16 protein-coding genes are annotated in these 17267 nt (G+C 34.2%); 10 read left to right on the top strand and 6 right to left on the bottom strand.

All coding sequences use genetic code 11. The features are described 5' to 3' along the window. Window positions 1-77: 77 nt before the first annotated feature. The 6 genes from UH7x_RS19185 to UH7x_RS19210 all read left to right on the top strand — a co-directional run bounded on the left by UH7x_RS19185 (window position 78) and on the right by UH7x_RS19210 (window position 6542). Window positions 78-1025 (top strand): alpha-E domain-containing protein, encoded by a 948-nt coding sequence (locus UH7x_RS19185; protein WP_482361540.1) that lies wholly within the window; start codon window positions 78-80, stop codon window positions 1023-1025. A gap of 41 nt (window positions 1026-1066) precedes the next feature. After that, window positions 1067-1921 (top strand): transglutaminase-like domain-containing protein, encoded by an 855-nt coding sequence (locus tag UH7x_RS19190; protein ID WP_482361541.1) that lies wholly within the window; start codon window positions 1067-1069, stop codon window positions 1919-1921. A gap of 52 nt (window positions 1922-1973) precedes the next feature. After that, window positions 1974-3075, top strand: a protein-coding gene (gene prfB / locus UH7x_RS19195; protein ID WP_482361542.1) for a peptide chain release factor 2 whose coding sequence is annotated in 2 segments (ribosomal slippage) — window positions 1974-2039 and window positions 2041-3075 — 1101 coding nt in all. Because the reading frame shifts where the segments join, the coding sequence is not laid out codon by codon here. A 28-nt stretch (window positions 3076-3103) separates the two neighbouring features. Next, window positions 3104-3445 (top strand): arsenate reductase (glutaredoxin), encoded by a 342-nt coding sequence (arsC, locus tag UH7x_RS19200; RefSeq protein WP_482361543.1) that lies wholly within the window; start codon window positions 3104-3106, stop codon window positions 3443-3445. A 105-nt stretch (window positions 3446-3550) separates the two neighbouring features. Beyond that, window positions 3551-4057, top strand: a complete 507-nt coding sequence (locus UH7x_RS19205) for a hypothetical protein (protein ID WP_482361544.1) — start codon at window positions 3551-3553, stop codon at window positions 4055-4057. 1 nt (window position 4058) lies between these two features. Continuing rightward, window positions 4059-6542 carry a TonB-dependent receptor gene (locus tag UH7x_RS19210; protein ID WP_482361545.1) on the top strand — a complete coding sequence of 828 codons (2484 nt, stop codon included), beginning with the start codon at window positions 4059-4061 and terminating at the stop codon, window positions 6540-6542. Window positions 6543-6589: 47 nt separating this feature from the next. Here the strand turns inward: UH7x_RS19210 and UH7x_RS19215 are convergent, their stop codons facing one another. Further along, entirely contained in the window at window positions 6590-6763 is a 174-nt protein-coding gene (locus UH7x_RS19215; RefSeq protein WP_172976326.1) for a hypothetical protein, read from the bottom strand. Between the two features lie 139 nt (window positions 6764-6902). Here UH7x_RS19215 and fumC point away from each other — a divergent pair, with 139 nt between their 5' ends. Further along, window positions 6903-8300 (top strand): class II fumarate hydratase, encoded by a 1398-nt coding sequence (gene fumC / locus UH7x_RS19220; protein ID WP_482361546.1) that lies wholly within the window; start codon window positions 6903-6905, stop codon window positions 8298-8300. 78 nt (window positions 8301-8378) lie between these two features. On the opposite strand, the gene UH7x_RS19225 is transcribed toward fumC, so the two are convergent. Continuing rightward, window positions 8379-9266 (bottom strand): hypothetical protein, encoded by an 888-nt coding sequence (locus tag UH7x_RS19225; protein WP_482361547.1) that lies wholly within the window; start codon window positions 9264-9266, stop codon window positions 8379-8381. A gap of 156 nt (window positions 9267-9422) precedes the next feature. Between UH7x_RS19225 and UH7x_RS19230 the strand changes: the two genes are divergently transcribed. After that, window positions 9423-9887 (top strand): GNAT family N-acetyltransferase, encoded by a 465-nt coding sequence (locus UH7x_RS19230; RefSeq protein ID WP_482361548.1) that lies wholly within the window; start codon window positions 9423-9425, stop codon window positions 9885-9887. Between the two features lie 4 nt (window positions 9888-9891). Beyond that, window positions 9892-10701, top strand: a complete 810-nt coding sequence (locus UH7x_RS19235) for an MBL fold metallo-hydrolase (RefSeq protein ID WP_482361549.1) — start codon at window positions 9892-9894, stop codon at window positions 10699-10701. Between the two features lie 78 nt (window positions 10702-10779). Here the strand turns inward: UH7x_RS19235 and ettA are convergent, their stop codons facing one another. From ettA to UH7x_RS19250, 3 genes are all read right to left on the bottom strand, one after another. Then, a complete protein-coding gene (ettA, locus tag UH7x_RS19240) occupies window positions 10780-12471 on the bottom strand; it encodes an energy-dependent translational throttle protein EttA (RefSeq protein ID WP_482361550.1) in 1692 nt (563 codons plus the stop codon). Between the two features lie 81 nt (window positions 12472-12552). After that, complete coding sequence (locus UH7x_RS19245) at window positions 12553-12729, bottom strand: CAL67264 family membrane protein (protein WP_172976327.1); 177 nt, start codon at window positions 12727-12729, stop codon at window positions 12553-12555. A 79-nt stretch (window positions 12730-12808) separates the two neighbouring features. After that, window positions 12809-13792: a Gfo/Idh/MocA family protein gene (locus tag UH7x_RS19250; RefSeq protein WP_482361551.1), complete on the bottom strand. Its 984-nt coding sequence runs from the start codon at window positions 13790-13792 to the stop codon at window positions 12809-12811. 71 nt (window positions 13793-13863) lie between these two features. Here UH7x_RS19250 and UH7x_RS19255 point away from each other — a divergent pair, with 71 nt between their 5' ends. Further along, window positions 13864-15492 (top strand): acyl-CoA carboxylase subunit beta, encoded by a 1629-nt coding sequence (locus UH7x_RS19255; protein ID WP_482361552.1) that lies wholly within the window; start codon window positions 13864-13866, stop codon window positions 15490-15492. Here UH7x_RS19255 and UH7x_RS19260 read toward each other — a convergent pair. Further along, entirely contained in the window at window positions 15489-17231 is a 1743-nt protein-coding gene (locus tag UH7x_RS19260; protein WP_482361553.1) for a carboxypeptidase-like regulatory domain-containing protein, read from the bottom strand. The two genes, UH7x_RS19255 and UH7x_RS19260, sit on opposite strands and share 4 nt — an antisense overlap. Window positions 17232-17267: the final 36 nt, after the last annotated feature.

Genomic DNA, 17267 nt, shown 5'->3' on the forward strand with positions numbered 1-17267 from the left:
CTAAAAATTTCCAAATATAAAGTTAGAGAAACATTTTTTTAATAGAACCAATTAATTGAATTTGAAAAACTAAATATATGCTTGCAAGAGTAGCAAATAATCTTTTCTGGATGGGTCGTTATATAGAGCGTTCAGAGCACATTGCCCGTTATCTTAATGTGAATTATTTTTCATCTTTAGATGCGCCCAATACAAAATCTCAAAACCGACAATTTGTACTTCGTTCTATGTTATTTATGGTAGGAACGCCGGAGTTGGATGATAATAAAATTTTGGTTGAGCAAGAAGTTCTTTACCAAATAGGCTTAGATTGTGATTCTCCCTATTCAATTATAAATAATATTAGGCACGCTCGTGAAAATGCGAATAGTGCAAGAGATTTAATTTCGACAGAGTTGTATGAATCGATTAATAAATTCTATCATTTTGTTTTAAATTATTCAAGCGACTCATTTGTTAAAAACGGACTACACGATTTTACTAGCAATGTTGCTGAAATGACGGCAATTCTTAGAGGGAAAATTAGAGGTACTTTATTACACGATTCTATTTATGCAATAATTATGATGGGCGTAAATATAGAACGTGCCACTCAAATAATTCGAATAATAAATGCAAAGTATAATGATGCCATATGCGCACAAGGCAGCTATGGTGATAAAGTTAACAATAGCTTCGAATGGACAACTTTATTAAAATGCGCCGAATCTTATGACATGATGCGTCGATACTATAAAAAAACACCTACAACTATTTCTACACTAGAATTTTTAATTCTAAATCCTAATTGTCCAAGGTCAATAATGAATAGCTTGAACCAGGTATACAGTCATATTAAAATATTAGACCCTAGCAGGGCTTATGATAAAAATACCACGGCATTTTTAATTGGAAAAGTAAGAGCAGAATATGAATATAAATATATAGAGGAGATTGAAGAGAACATACAATCTTTTATAGAAAATATTTTGAAAAACTTAAATGAAATAAGTGAGAAAATGGAAAAGGAATTTTTTAGTTATTAGTCTTTATAAACTGCTATCTTAGCATTCCTTTCAAAAAAATAATGTCACTAGAATATTCTATAGTTTACAAAGCTGAAAATAATTACGCCAACTGGGTTAATGATGCTCATTGGCAGTTTCTAATTATACCCGAAAACAATAGATCTCAAAAATTTATTAGTACAGATTTTAGAAATTCGCTTAATACAATAAGTGAGTATTCTATTAATGGGTATGGTTTTAAAACCATACGCTTAAATCCAAAAATAAAATTTAAAAAAATCTCGTTTGAAGCTTCATTCAAATTGATAAAAAGCGAAGTAAATCCGTATGATTTTAATTTGAATGATCAAGTTGAAGAACAGTATGCGAATCTATTAGAGTTAGATTTTAAAATCCAATATGAACGTTTTTTAAAAGAATCCAAGTATACGCATTTACTGGCCACACAACAGAATTTATTCGTTTTTGATAAAAGTCTATCTATTTTTGACAACCTTCAAAATCTAAATCAATGGACATTTAACCATCTTATTTTTAAGTCAGAGGCAACAGATGTAAACACTAAATTATCAGAAATTCTAATTAAGCAACAAGGTGTTTGTCAAGATTTCACGCACTTGTTTTGTGCTTTAGCAAGACAAAACAGTATTCCCACAAGATATGTTTCAGGCTATCTGCATCAAGGAAATGGTTTTTTTGGCGATTCTCAAATGCATGCTTGGGCAGAAGCTTATATTCCTAAAATTGGATGGATAGGTTTTGACCCAACTAATAATTTACTAGCTAACACAAATCATATTAAAGTGGCACATGGCAAAGATTATACAGATTGCGCCCCACTTAAAGGCATACTTAATACTTCAGGTACTAATGAAACCAAACATAGCGTTCAGGTTTTAAGTCAACAACAATAATAATTCTCTACAAGTACAATAAAGAGTCTTATTTTAGCCAAAAAATAATTAAATGACAATCACAACAGACCATTTTAAAGGTCTTCAAGATCGCCTTGGTGCGTTAAGGAGGTATCTTTGACATCGATGCGAAACTTATTGAAATAGAAAACGAGCAGGAGAAAACCCTTGCTCCAGATTTTTGGGATAATCCGCAAGAAGCCCAAGCCCATATGAAATTCATTCAATCTAAAAAGCAGTGGGTTGACGATTACAATTTGGGAATGAATATGGTTGGTGACCTCGAAGTTTTACTTGAATTTTTTCAGGAAGGTGAAATTAAAGAAGCAGAGGTAATCAATCAATATGAAAAATCTCTGAATTTAATTGAAAAACTAGAATTCAAAAACATGCTTTCGGAAGAAGGTGATGAATTACCTGCTGTGCTTCAAATTACCGCTGGTGCTGGTGGCACAGAAAGTTGCGATTGGGCGGCTATGCTTATGAGAATGTATATGATGTGGGCAGAAAAAAACGGTTATAAAGTTAAAGAGCTCAATTATCAGGAAGGAGATGTAGCGGGGATTAAAACGGTAACCTTAGAAATTGATGGAGAATTTTCCTTCGGTTGGTTGAAAGGTGAAAATGGAGTGCATCGTCTTGTCCGAATTTCACCTTTTGATAGTAATGCCAAAAGACACACTTCATTTGCATCGGTATACGTATACCCTTTGGTGGATGATAGTATTGAAATTGATGTGAATCCCGCGGATATTGAAATTACTACTGCACGCTCTAGTGGTGCTGGTGGCCAAAATGTGAATAAGGTAGAAACCAAAGTTCAATTGGTTCACAAGCCTACTGGTATTCAAATTTCATGTTCGGATTCTCGTAGTCAACACGACAATAGAGCTACCGCCTTAAAAATGCTAAAATCTCAATTGTATGAAATTGAATTACGCAAAAAGATGGAAGCCCGACAAGAGATAGAATCTTCTAAAATGAAGATTGAATGGGGTTCACAGATTCGTAATTATGTAATGCACCCATATAAGTTAGTAAAAGATGTACGAACAGGTGAGGAAACTGGCAATGTAGATGCGGTTATGGATGGAGACTTAGATCGCTTTTTAAAAGCTTTTCTTATGATGATGGGACAAAAAGAAGAAGAATAAACATTCCAAATGTTAAAATTTTAAGGCAATGATCAAAATATACCACAATCCTAGATGTCGTAAATCTCGGGAGGGACTAGCCATTTTAGAAGAATCTAATAAAGACTATGAAGTTATAAAATACTTAGAAGAGGTTCCTACAAAAAAAGAGCTCACTAAAATAATCAGCCTTTTAGGAATTAATGCACAAGATGTAGTCCGCAAAGGTGAAGCTATATGGAAAGAGAAATATAAGGGCAATGAATACACCGATGAAGAAATTATTGATATAATGTTGGCTAACCCAAAATTGATCGAAAGACCTATAGTTGTTAATGGAAAAACGGCTGTTATCGGTAGGCCACCACAAAACATTCTGAATATCATATAATTGGCATAAGATTTGTATTTTAACCCATAATTTCATTTAACAAAGTTTTAACCAAACTCGGTTAAACCTTCATATAAATTTAGAATCTAACAAAAGTTCGCGATTATGAAAATCAATATTAAGTTTCTATTTGCAGCAATACTAATTTTTTTATCCGGAGCCGAATTACAGGCACAATACGGATATGGTAATGGAGGATATGGATATGGCGGCGGAGGCTATGGTTATGGAAGACAACGTAATTCTATCCCTCAAGCAACATCAGAGCCAAAGGCACCAGAACCTAAAACTGCTGGTCAAATAGTTGACGATGAAATGCCAGCAATTTCAGAAGCATTAGAACTAAATGAATTTGAAGCCGCGGTTATGAGTTCAATTTTGAAAAAGTTTATTCAAAAGAGAATTGAACTACAAATATTGGAATTAGAACCTGATCAAGTTCGTGAGGCAATGGAAAAGATTACCGCGCAACAAACCGAAGAATTAAAAGCGGGCTTATCAGAAGAAAAATATGAAGCTTTTGTTGAACTTCAGAAGAAAGGTATAGCAAAGGCGAAAAAGGAAAAGAAAAAAGAAGGAAAAAAGAAAAGAAAGAAAAAACCTAAAGACTAGCATGAAAAAAATACTGACGCTCTCCTTAATTTTATTTAGTTCAATTATTTATTCCCAAAGGCCAGAGGGTCAGCGATCCAAACCCATTCACATTACAGGTACCGTTATTGCTAGTGAAGACGGACTACCTTTAGAATATGCCACTTTGGTCTTGCAAAGTGTCCGAAATCCAGAAAAAGTTACCGGCGGCATTACGGATATTGATGGCAGATTCGATGTTGAAACATTACCCGGAAAATATAATGTTCGCATTGAGTATATTTCTTATAAAACATACCAATTACCCGAACAAACATTTAAAGAATCTAAAGATTTAGGCACAGTTAAGCTTTCCTTAGATGTAGCGCAATTAGAAGGTGTTGAAGTTGTTGGTGAAAAGACAACTGTTGAGGTACGTCTAGATAAAAAAATCTATAACATAGGTAAAGATTTAACCAATAGCGGTGCAACTATTACCGATGCATTAAATAATGTACCTTCTGTTGATGTGGATGTAGAAGGTGCTATTAGTTTACGAGGAAACGAGAATGTTAGGATTTTAATTAATGGCAAACCTTCGGCGTTAGCTGGTTTTGGGTCTACCGATGCTCTTGGAGCACTTCCCGCTGATTCAATTGAAAAGGTAGAAGTAATTACAAGTCCATCCGCTAGGTATGATGCTGAGGGAACAGCGGGTATATTGAATATTATTTTAAAAAAAGAAAAAACACTAGGCTTTAATGGGTCAGTTAATACGACTATTGGTTTCCCTACTACTAGTGGTATTTCCGTTAATACAAATTTGCGAACTGACAAATTCAATATTTTTAACACTACTGGTTATAGCTATCGTGATGCGCCTGGAAATGCTTTTTTCGATAATACATATACTTCAGGAAGCTATGATAGAATTTATGAAGATAGAGAATACAATAGGCTTCGTAAAGGTTTTAATACCAACTTAGGGTTAGAGTATTTTATTACGGACAAATCGTCAATTACTGGAAGTATTTTTTATAGAACCTCCGATGGCGATGATTTAACTGAAAATACAAATCAGAGATATATAGACGGCTCACTTAATAGCTTAACGTTTAGAACAGAAAATGAGACTGAAGATGATGAGAATTACCAATTCTCTTTAAATTATGTAAATGATTTAAATGAAGATGGAGAGAAATTAACAGTAGATCTTCAATACTCTAGAGGAGACGAAGATAAATTTTCTATCATTGAGGAGAATGAAACAATGCCGGCCGAAAACCTTATTGTACTTGAAAATGTATTTGAAATTGAAGCTGAAAATGAATATTTAGTACAAGCCGATTATGTCCTTCCAATGGAAGACTCACAATTTGAAATTGGTTATAGAGGGAAATTCGAAGAGGATATTACAGACTATAGATTAGATTCATTAAACCAAATAACCGGGCAATACGATTTAAATGAGAACCTAACCAATGTATTTACGTATTCCGAGAATATAAATGCGCTGTACACCCAATATGGCAATAAGTTTGGTAAGTTTTCTTTTCTATTTGGGCTAAGGTTAGAAAACACGCAATTAAAAGGAGAATTGGAATCTGAATTCGATACTGGAGAATTAGAAGAACAATTAGGTGTAGATGTTGATGTTAATTTTGACAAGAATTATTTAGGATTGTTTCCTACATTAAACTTGATTTTGGAAGTTGCAGAAAATGAAAACATAACATTGGGCTATAATAGAAGAATAAATAGACCTAGGGGTCGGTATGTAAATCCTTTTCCTTCTAGATCCAGTAGAACTAATATCTTTCAAGGTAATCCTGATTTAAACCCAGCTTTTTCAAATGCTTTTGATTTAGGTTATTTGAAAAGATGGGATAAATTAACTTTAACTTCTTCCATTTACTACCAGAAGGAAACAAATTCGTTTGAAAGAATACAAGAAGAAACTGGACAAACTACTACAGACGGCATAGAAATAATTAGGTCTATACCAATTAACCTTTCTACTAATAACAGAATAGGCTTGGAAGCAGGAATGCTATATAATCCTGCTAAATGGTTGCGTTTAAATTCTAGTTTCAACTTCTTCCAATTTTCATCAGAAGGTTTATTTAACGGTGTAGACTATGGTGCGACAAATACAAGTTGGTTTGCACGATTTAGTTCTAAAGTATCTTTACCTGCTAAAATTGATTGGCAAACGAATGCATTTTATAGAGGTCCATCACAAAATGCACAAACCGAAAGTAAAGGAATTCTCTCGTTAAACTTAGCTTTTAGTAAGGACATCTTAAATGATAATGGAACGATATCAATGAATGTAAGTGATTTATTAAATACTAGAAAAAGAAGGTCATTTACAGAAACAGAATTCTTTACTTCAGAAAGTGAATTTCAATTTAGACAAAGACAAATAACCTTAGGTTTTATGTATAGATTTAATCAACCTAAAGAGCGAAGTAAAGGAAATCGCGGCGGTGGTAATGATGGCGGCGATTTTGACGAAGAAGGATAACAAAAATAAAGTAGGAATCTAAAAAAGGAGCCAATTGGCTCCTTTTTTTATTCTAGTCGTTTAGCCTTTTTGGCTTCACGTTTTTCTTTCCACATTTCTAAAAGGTTGCCCCCTAACCAATACGGCACAACAAACATCAACAAAAAAAGCATCAGCCAAAAGCCAATTGTAAATATTGTCAAAAACATTATAAAACCTAAATATTGGTCAAATTCAAACATGAGCTATTAATTTATAATACAAAGATAGTTTGAAAAGGATAAAAATTGCAAATCAAAATCAAAAAAACACGAAAATAAATTTCTGTAGGTGGAAATAAATGCTGTATACAGTACCTTTGTTAACCTAAAAACACTAGAAATGAGCTTCAGAATCGAAAAAGATACCATGGGCGAGGTAAAAGTGCCCGCCGATAAGTATTGGGGTGCGCAAACCGAACGTTCGCGAAATAACTTCAAAATAGGTGCTCCAGCATCGATGCCATTAGATGTAGTATATGGTTTTGCATATTTAAAAAAGGCTGCTGCCTACACCAATCATGAATTGGGAGTTTTAGCTATTGAAAAACGTGATTTAATAGCAAAAGTTTGTGATGAAATTTTAGAAGGAAAACATGACGACCAATTTCCTTTAGTTATTTGGCAAACTGGATCCGGTACGCAAAGTAATATGAATGTAAATGAGGTTATTGCCAATCGTGCACATGAAATTGCAGGGAAAACTATTGGTGAAGGCGAAAAGACCATTCAGCCGAATGACGATGTAAATAAATCGCAGTCTTCAAATGATACATTTCCAACAGGCATGCATATTGCTGCGTATAAAAAGATTGTTGAGAACACTATTCCTGGAGTTACACAGCTTAGAAATACATTAGTTAAAAAATCAGAAGAATTTAAAAGTGTTGTAAAAATTGGTCGTACGCATTTAATGGATGCCACTCCCCTAACCTTAGGACAAGAATTTTCAGGATATGTATCGCAGTTGGATCATGGTTTAAAAGCGTTAAAGAATACTTTATCACATTTAAGTGAATTAGCATTAGGTGGAACTGCTGTAGGTACGGGTTTAAACACACCTAAAGGCTACGATGTATTGGTTGCTAAACATATAGCTCAATTTACGGAGTTGCCGTTTATAACAGCAGAAAACAAATTTGAAGCCTTAGCTGCACATGATGCCATTGTTGAGAGTCATGGTGCTCTTAAGCAATTGGCAGTATCACTAAATAAGATAGCCAACGATATTCGTATGATGGCATCCGGACCACGTTCTGGTATTGGTGAAATAATCATTCCTGCCAATGAACCTGGCAGTTCTATAATGCCTGGCAAGGTAAACCCAACACAATGTGAAGCTATGACTATGGTTTGTGCACAAGTAATGGGCAACGACGTAGCTGTTTCTGTGGGAGGTACGCAAGGTCATTATGAGTTAAATGTATTTAAACCAATGATGGCAGCTAATATTTTACAATCTGCTCAACTAATTGGTGATGCGTGTGTAAGCTTTGATATTAATTGTGCTGCCGGTATAGAACCTAATAATGAAGTTATTAAAGAACTGTTGAATAATTCTTTAATGCTAGTTACAGCACTTAACACAAAAATAGGATACTATAAAGCCGCAGAAATCGCTAATACAGCTCATAAAAATGGAACTACATTAAAAGTAGAAGCTGTTAATCTAGGTTATGTAACAGCGGAAGATTATGACGATTGGGTAAAACCAGAAGATATGGTTGGAGGTCTTAAATAACCATTCTAAAAAGCTACAAAAGAAAAGGGACAATCAATTAAGATTGTCCCTTTTTTATATTAATGGTTAGTGCGTTTATTACTTTAAAGTAAATTTTGATGTACCTAATAACTTCAATCCATCGTCATATACATTCACCATGTAGTTACCTTTTTGAAATTCACCAGATGGCTTGTTGATATAATCACAAACATCAAGTGACTTATTCTCATAATAGAAACTAGTTCCTTTGCTGTAAGTTACAGAAGCACCAGAATCATTAGTTTTAGAATAACTTTCACCAAGTACATTTCCCTGAGGATCAAGAACTTCTACGAAAAACTCTCTATCACCAGCATTAGCTATAACATTATCAGCTACTGTAAAGCAAATTTTGAATTTATCTGTACGCTTAGCTCTAGATGTAGAAGTTAATTTTCCACTACCTCTTTCTTTTACAGCATCAACATTAAATTTAGATAAGTTTAATGCAGAACCTTTTTCAACAACATCAGCCAATTGTGTGTTCTGTACTACTAAAGAATCGTTGAAAACTGTTTGTTTTTCTAACTCAACATACGTACTATCACGTTGCATAGCTATTAAAGTATTCGACTTTGTAAGTGAATCAACTTGCTTTAAAAGTTGCTCTCTTTCAGCTTTTAAAACACCAACTTGTCTTCTGTATCTTGATAAAGAGGCGATATCACCTTTCATGCTTTTTACAGAATCGATATATTTTGCAATATTATCTCTTGCAGTAACCAATTCTTCATTGGTAGCATTGCTTTCCAAAATAGCTTTGTCATACTCAGATTTCAAACTATTTAAATCTTCAACTACTAATTGCTTCTCTTGAGTTAAAACAGCAGTAGTTTTCTTTTTGTCTTGATAAAGACTAACAGTATAAATGATAACTCCTAAAAGAACTACCCCTAGCAAACCTGCTAAAACCTTTAATCCGTTGTTATTTTTTGTTTCAGTCATAATGTAAAAATTAATTTTACTATTTGTAAATTTTGTTTGTATCAGTCTATATACGATACAATTTTAATATTGGATTTTTTAGATGTTAAAATTATTAATTCATCCATTTGTTTATATATAAGGTTCATTTATCTTTATAAGTACTAACAAGCTAGTATGTCGACAGTTACCATTACATCGTATGAACCCCAGTACAAAAGCCACTTCAGAGACCTTAACTTGGTATGGATTGAGAAGTATTTCTATGTAGAACAAAAGGACAAAGAACTACTTGAAGCCTGTGAAAAAAATATAATTAAAAAAGGAGGATATATATTTTTTGCCAAATATGATGAAGAAATCGTCGGATGCTTTTGTTTTATCAAACTAACCCATAAATCGTATGAATTAGGGAAAATGGCTGTTGATGAAAACTATCAAGGTTTAAAAATTGGACAAGTACTACTAGATTATGCAGTAAATTTTGGAAAACAACAAGGTTGGGATGAGATTATTCTCTATACAAGTGTTAAATTACCTGTAGCACAACATATTTATAAAAAAATTGGCTTTCAAGAGGTTATAATAGATAACGAACTTGATTATGCCAGAAGTGAAATTAAAATGGAACTTAAATTATAATATTATGAAGCATTATATTTCTATCCTATTTATTAGTCTTGTCCTATTTGGATGCAAGGAAAAGGTGAATACTTCAACCGATTTAGATTCTAAACCTGTGTATGGAGAGCTAGAAAACCCTCCACCTCCACCCCCGCCGCCTTCTAAGATAAAAATAATCCCAATCGAACATGCCACTGCAGTTTTAGAATGGGGAGAAATCACCATATACATAGATCCTGTAGGGGGAGCGAAAGCATTTGAAGGGCAAAAACAACCAGACCTTATATTGATTACAGATATTCATGGGGATCATTTAAGTGTAGAAACATTACAAGGACTTAATACATCCAAAGCTAAAATAATAGTGCCTAAAGCAGTTGCAGATAAACTACCAAAGGAATTTACACCACAACTTGATATATTGGACAACGGACAGTCAAAAGAACGTTACGGTATAAACGTAGAAGCAATACCCATGTATAATTTACGTGAAGAAGCATTAAAATTCCATGAGAAAGGTCGTGGTAACGGTTATTTATTAAATATAGGAAATGAGCGAATATATTTTTCTGGTGATACTGAAGATATACCTGAAATGCGAGCTCTAGAGAATATCGATAAAGCTTTTATCTGTATGAACTTACCTTATACCATGACAGAAGAAAGTGCCGCAGAGACAGTTTTAGAATTCAAGCCTAAACAAGTCTATCCATATCACTATCGTGGTAATCCTGATGTAAGTGATGTGAAAAAGTTTAAATCTTTAGTGAATTCTGGAAATTCGGATATTAAAGTGATACAATTAGATTGGTACCCGAAAGATGATTTTTAAAATTAGTTGGTAGTAATAAGTAGATAGTACTTTTCGCTTTAAACTTTGAACTTCTTACTTTCTACTTATTACTTCATTTTACCGAATCAACTTCTTATATTTAATACGTTTTGGCATAATATCAGCTCCTAAACGTTTCTTCCTATTTTCCTCGTAATCGGAAAAAGAACCTTCAAAGAAATATACTTGAGAATCACCTTCAAAAGCCAATATGTGCGTACAAACACGATCTAAGAACCATCTGTCGTGAGAAATAACAACTGCACAACCAGCAAAATTCTCTAAACCTTCTTCCAGTGCGCGTAATGTATTGACATCCAAATCATTAGTAGGCTCATCAAGCAGCAAAACATTACCTTCTTCTTTTAAAGTCATTGCCAAATGCAATCGGTTACGTTCGCCACCAGAGAGCATGCTTACCTTTTTATTTTGCTCACTACCCGTAAAATTAAACCTACTTAAGTACGCACGTGAATTCACTTCTCGACCACCCATCATTACCAAATCTTGTTCGTCACTAAAGTTCTGCCAAATGGTTTTATCGGTATCAATATTAGAATGACTCTGATCTACATATGCGATTTTCGCCGTTTCTCCTACTTCAAAGCTACCAGCATCTGGGGTTTCCTCCCCCATAATCATTCTAAAAATCGTTGTTTTACCTGCGCCATTTGGGCCTATTATTCCAACAATACCCGCTTGTGGTAAATTAAAATTAAGATTTTCATATAATAATTTATCACCATAAGCCTTACTAACGCCTTTGGCTTCAATTACATTAGTCCCCAATCTAGGGCCATTAGGAATATATATTTCTAGCTTTTCATCGAGTTGTTTTTGATCTTGACTCATCAGTTTATCATAGTTCTTCAAACGAGCCTTTTGTTTCGTCTGTCTCCCCTTTGCTCCCTGGCGCACCCAGTCAAGCTCTCGCTCAAGTGTTTTCTGCCTTTTGGATGCAGTTTTGCTTTCTTGCGCCAAACGTTTCGATTTTTGATCCAACCAACTCGAGTAATTACCTTCCCAAGGTATGCCTTCACCTCTATCCAATTCTAGAATCCAACCAGCAACATTATCTAAGAAATATCTATCGTGCGTAACTGCAATTACAGTTCCTTTATAACTCGCTAAATGATGCTCTAACCAGTGTACAGACTCAGCATCTAAGTGGTTTGTAGGTTCATCAAGTAGTAGAATTTCAGGTTCTTGCAGTAGCAAACGGCATAAGGCGACCCTTCTTCGTTCACCACCAGATAACACACCAATCTTCTTATCTGCTTCTGGCGTACGCAGTGCATCCATAGCAATCTCAAGCTTCGTATCTAATTCCCATGCATTTGAAGCATCTATCTTATCTTGAAGTATCGCTTGCTTATCCATGAGTTTTTGCATTTTATCTGCATCTTCATAGACCTCAGGTAAACCAAACATGTCGTTTATCTTATTGTATTCATCCAAAACAGCAACTGTTTCGGCAACCCCTTCTTTTACGATTTCTAAAACTGTCTTTTCTTCATCTAAGTCTGGTTCCTGCTCTAAATAACCAACTTTATAGCCTGGAGAAAAAACAACATCGCCTTGAAAATTTTTATCAACGCCTGCAATTATCTTTAATAAGGTCGATTTACCAGAACCATTTAAACCAAGAATACCAATTTTGGCACCATAGAAAAAACTGAGATAAATATTCTTAAGAACAGGTGTATTTGCACTTTTAAAGGTTTTAGTAACCCCAGACATTGAAAAAATAACCTTTTTATCGTCGCTCATAGCAATATTTTATAAAGAGAGTAGTAAAAAAATAAGAATTAATTCAGCAAAATTAGTTTTATAATTTACCGGATAGGTATATTAAACTCTTCCTTTTAAAGCATTGAAAACCCATGCAATAGCAAAGAAACCAACACCAACAGCAGCAAAACCCCAACCAGAAACCTCCGCATAGCGAAAAGCCCCCATCGCAATTAAACCTAATCCGACAAAAATCATTATCCATGTGGCCCAGGCCAATACTGTATTCTTATTCATTCTTGAGTATTTGTTTCGTTTTGGTTGAACATCAAATATCGCAAAAATAGAAAGACTTTTTAGTGCAAAAAGCGAAATATTATTGTTCAAAAGGAAATGTGATTCCCGCTTTCGTTCGAACGTCGTCTAATATTTCAATTAAATCCAAACTATTTTGATGCGACCAAAGCTCACTTTCTATTTTTCCGTTATTTAGACATTTATGTACTTCGTCTATTTCGTAGGTATATCCATTACCAATAGTTGGTAAATTTGTAGTAACTAAATTATCATCTTGCTCCAATTGGTATCCCTGGGCCTCATGCCACCTACCGGGTAAAAATAATGATCCTTTACTCCCTGCAATTTCAGCTTTACATTCTGAGTTTGTTGAATTACCACTATATAAAATAGCATGTGCATTCTTATAGTCAAAAATCATGGCAGTTTGAATTTCTACTCCTGTAGTATGAAATTTAGACTTAGCTATAACTTCCTGAGGTTTACCAAGAATTAAATAAGATAAAAAAATCGGATAGATACCAATATCTAATAAAGAGCCACCGGCCAAATTAGCATTTAACATCCTGCCTTCCTCTGCCCTATCTAATCCGTAAAAAGCAAAATCGGCCTTCAGGTAATTTACTTCACCAATCTTATTTGAATCAACGAGTTCCTTAACTTTTTTAATTGCAGGATTAAATCTACTCCATAGCGCTTCCATATAAAAAACACCTTTTTCTTTGGCTGCATTCACCACTGCTACTAATTCATTTTTATTAATACTAGCTGGCTTTTCGCAAAGCACATGTTTACCATTCTTAATCGCTAATAACGAAAGTTCGACATGCGAAATATGCAACGTGGCAATATAAACCACATCAATTTCATCACTTTTAAATAAAGCCTCATAACTATCATAAGTATGTTCTGCTCCATATTCTGCTGCAAAAGATTTCGCTCTTTCAATGCTACGAGAGCCCACGGCAGTTAATTTACCCCCATCAACCAATTGCAAATCTTGCGCAAACTTATGAGCTATCTTCCCTGGGCCTGCAATTCCCCATCTAATACTATTCCCCATTTTGAAAATTTTAGGTTTAAAAGTAATCATTTTAACTCCTTATCTTTACTAATATATTTAAAGTATTGTTCATGGATATCGACTTCAACAAAAACGAAGATCATAATAAACTTTTACTTTCCGATCTTAAAAAACGGTTGGCACAGGTAAAACTCGGGGGTGGTAAAGCCCGTTTAGAAAAGCAACGTGCCAAAGGTAAAATGACAGCTCGTGAACGTATTGATTATCTTTTAGATACAAATAAAAGTAGCATTGAAATTGCTGCTTTTGCCGGAGATGAAATGTATGCAGAGCATGGTGGGTGCCCATCTGGCGGTACCGTTATAAAAATGGGATACATTAGCGGAAAACAATGCTTAGTTGTTGCAAATGATGCCACAGTTAAAGCGGGTGCTTGGTTTCCAATTACTGGTAAAAAGAATCTTCGTGCTCAAGAAATAGCTATAGAAAATCGCATACCTATAATTTATTTAGTGGATAGCGCAGGAGTTTACCTTCCATTACAAGATGAAATTTTTCCAGACAAGGAACATTTTGGACGTATTTTCCGAAATAACGCGGTAATGAGTAGCATGGGTATAACCCAAATCGCTGCTGTAATGGGCAGTTGTGTTGCAGGTGGGGCGTACTTACCTATTATGAGTGACGAGGCCTTAATTGTAGATAAAACGGGCAGTATTTTCTTAGCAGGTAGTTATTTAGTAAAGGCTGCTATTGGCGAAAATATTGATAACGAAACCCTTGGAGGTGCTACAACCCATTGTGAAATTAGTGGTGTTACTGATTATAAAGCTAAGGATGATAAAGCAGCTTTAGATACCATAAAAAATATTGTAGATAAAATTGGTGATTTTGACAAAGCCGGATATAGCAAGACAAAAGCTAAAAAACCGAAAGAGAATCCAGAAGACATTTATGGAATATTGCCAGCATCTAGATCTGCGCAATATGATATGGTTGAGATTATTAAACGATTGGTTGATGATTCCGAATTTGAACAATATAAAGAAGGTTATGGAAAAACGATACTTACTGGTTATGCTCGAATTGAAGGTTGGGCAGTAGGTATAGTTGCGAATCAACGAAAGGTAGTAAAAAACAAAAATGGTGAAATGCAATTCGGAGGAGTTATATATTCCGACTCTGCTGATAAAGCAACTCGTTTTATAGCAAACTGCAATCAGAAAAAAATTCCACTTGTATTTCTACAAGATGTTACTGGTTTTATGGTTGGTAGTAAAAGTGAACATGGTGGCATAATAAAAGATGGTGCAAAAATGGTGAATGCAGTTAGTAATTCTGTTGTTCCAAAATTTACTATTGTAATTGGCAATAGCTATGGTGCAGGTAATTATGCCATGTGTGGCAAAGCCTACGACCCGCGATTAATTGCAGCATGGCCAAGTGCCGAGCTTGCAGTTATGAGTGGAAATTCCGCAGCAAAAGTATTACTACAAATAGAGACAGCATCCTTAAAAAAGAAAGGTGAAGAAATTACACCTGAAAAAGAAAAGGAGCTTTTTGATAAAATAAAGTCGCGATATGATAATCAAATTTCACCTTATTATGCCGCTGCAAGAATCTGGACAGATGGAGTTATTGATCCCTTAGACACGCGAATATGGATTTCAATGGGTATAGAAGCAGCAAACCATGCTCCTATTGAAAAACCTTTTAATATGGGAATATTACAAGTTTAATTGCTATTTGAAGGTTGATTGACAAACGAGAAAATCTCTCGGTTGATATTTTTTTCAATTAGTTTTAACACAACAACATTATTACGTTGTGTTGGAAGACCATAATTGTTGGAAACTGTTGTTTTTAAATACGTAGGATTGTAGCCTTTATTTCCTAAATATTTAAGGTTTACATACCATTTACCTATCACATTATTGTCAACTAAAAACTGTTCGGAAGAATAACCAACCAATTTTTCTTCTCTTATTCTTTCTGCATTCTCCTCAATACTATGAGTCCATGTTAAGAAATCGAAATCTGGTTTTACAAACTGAATTTCAAATTCAGCTTCGCTATTATTCCATTCAAAAAGCAATCTCGTCTGCCCCAATTCAATATCTGATTTTATGTTTTCCGTAAGGTTTAATTCTTCACCGAGTGCGACTGCTACCCGATTAGATTCTGTTCTAATTATAGAATTTATAGGGTTTAATGTTGATGTAATTGTATCAATTTGCCGAAACGTTTCATAACGACGATACATATTTAAGGCTTTTTTATTGTCACCTAATCTTCCATAAGCGTTAGCCAAATCTCTATAAGACTGAGCGTATCTAGGACGTAAGCGTAATATTTGCTTATAAGATTCTAAAGCCTCGGTAATTTTGCCGTTTTCCTCTTGAAAATAAGCTAAGGCTTTGAGTACATTAACATTCTGCACTGATATTAATTTTAAGTCATTATATACTTCAGTCGTTAACGTGTTATCTTTTCCATTTGTAGTCAAGTATTCATAAACATCTAAAAAATAATAGGGATTTGAGCCATAAACTTTTTTCTGTTCGCGGTAACGCTGTATGGCATCTTCCAGAGAACTGCTATTTTTAATATTTAAAAGATATTTTGGTGCTTCTTGAACCAAATTTGATTTGGAAACAAAAGCATCATTAGAAGTAACTTTCTGTTTAGCATCTTTCTTTATTGCATAACTATTACTTCGCTCTTTAGTATTTATTATTATTAAGCCTCCAAAGGCCTTAGGACCATATTGAACCAATAAAGAGCGACCTTTTACAATTGCAACGCGATCAATAGAACTAATGGGTAAAAATAACGGAGATGAATTGGTAATGCTTCCATCTACTTCAAAAGCTGCTGACCTTGCATCACCAACTGAAAAATTACTTCCACGTAAAAATACTCCCTGTTCTGGAATACCAGAGATTGGATTAATTATAGTTTTTACAATGATTTCGGGAAATTTACCTTTAAGAGCCGCAAGTAAATCTGATGCCCCAGGATTTAAATCAGCACCATCAACTACACGCATAGAATACGATGCTCTATTTTTATCTACAAATCCACGAGAAGTTTTAATAATATTTTTATTGGATGCATATTCGCCCTTCAAATCAATTTGCGTTTTTTTAATACTTTTCACCACTACCTCATTAAGCTTTTCTACTTTAGGAGACATCTGAATATTTAATACACTAGTAATATCTTCAACTATTATTTCTACAGGACGCATGCCCGTATGTGTATAAATTAAAACATCTAAAGGTTTTGCATTTATAACATATTTTCCATCAGCATTTGTTTTCGTGATATTGATGCTTCCTTTTACCGCAACGTTAACATTAGACAAAGGTTCGCCATAATCTGTAACAATTCCAGTAATCCTATTTTCGACTTCTTGTGAAAAAATTGGCATTGAAACTAAAACACCAACTAAAAATGTAAATAATATATTTTTCATTATTATTTATTCTGTTTAGTCTAAAATAAGAAAAAG

This window comes from Aurantibacter sp. UH7 (assembly GCF_056839165.1).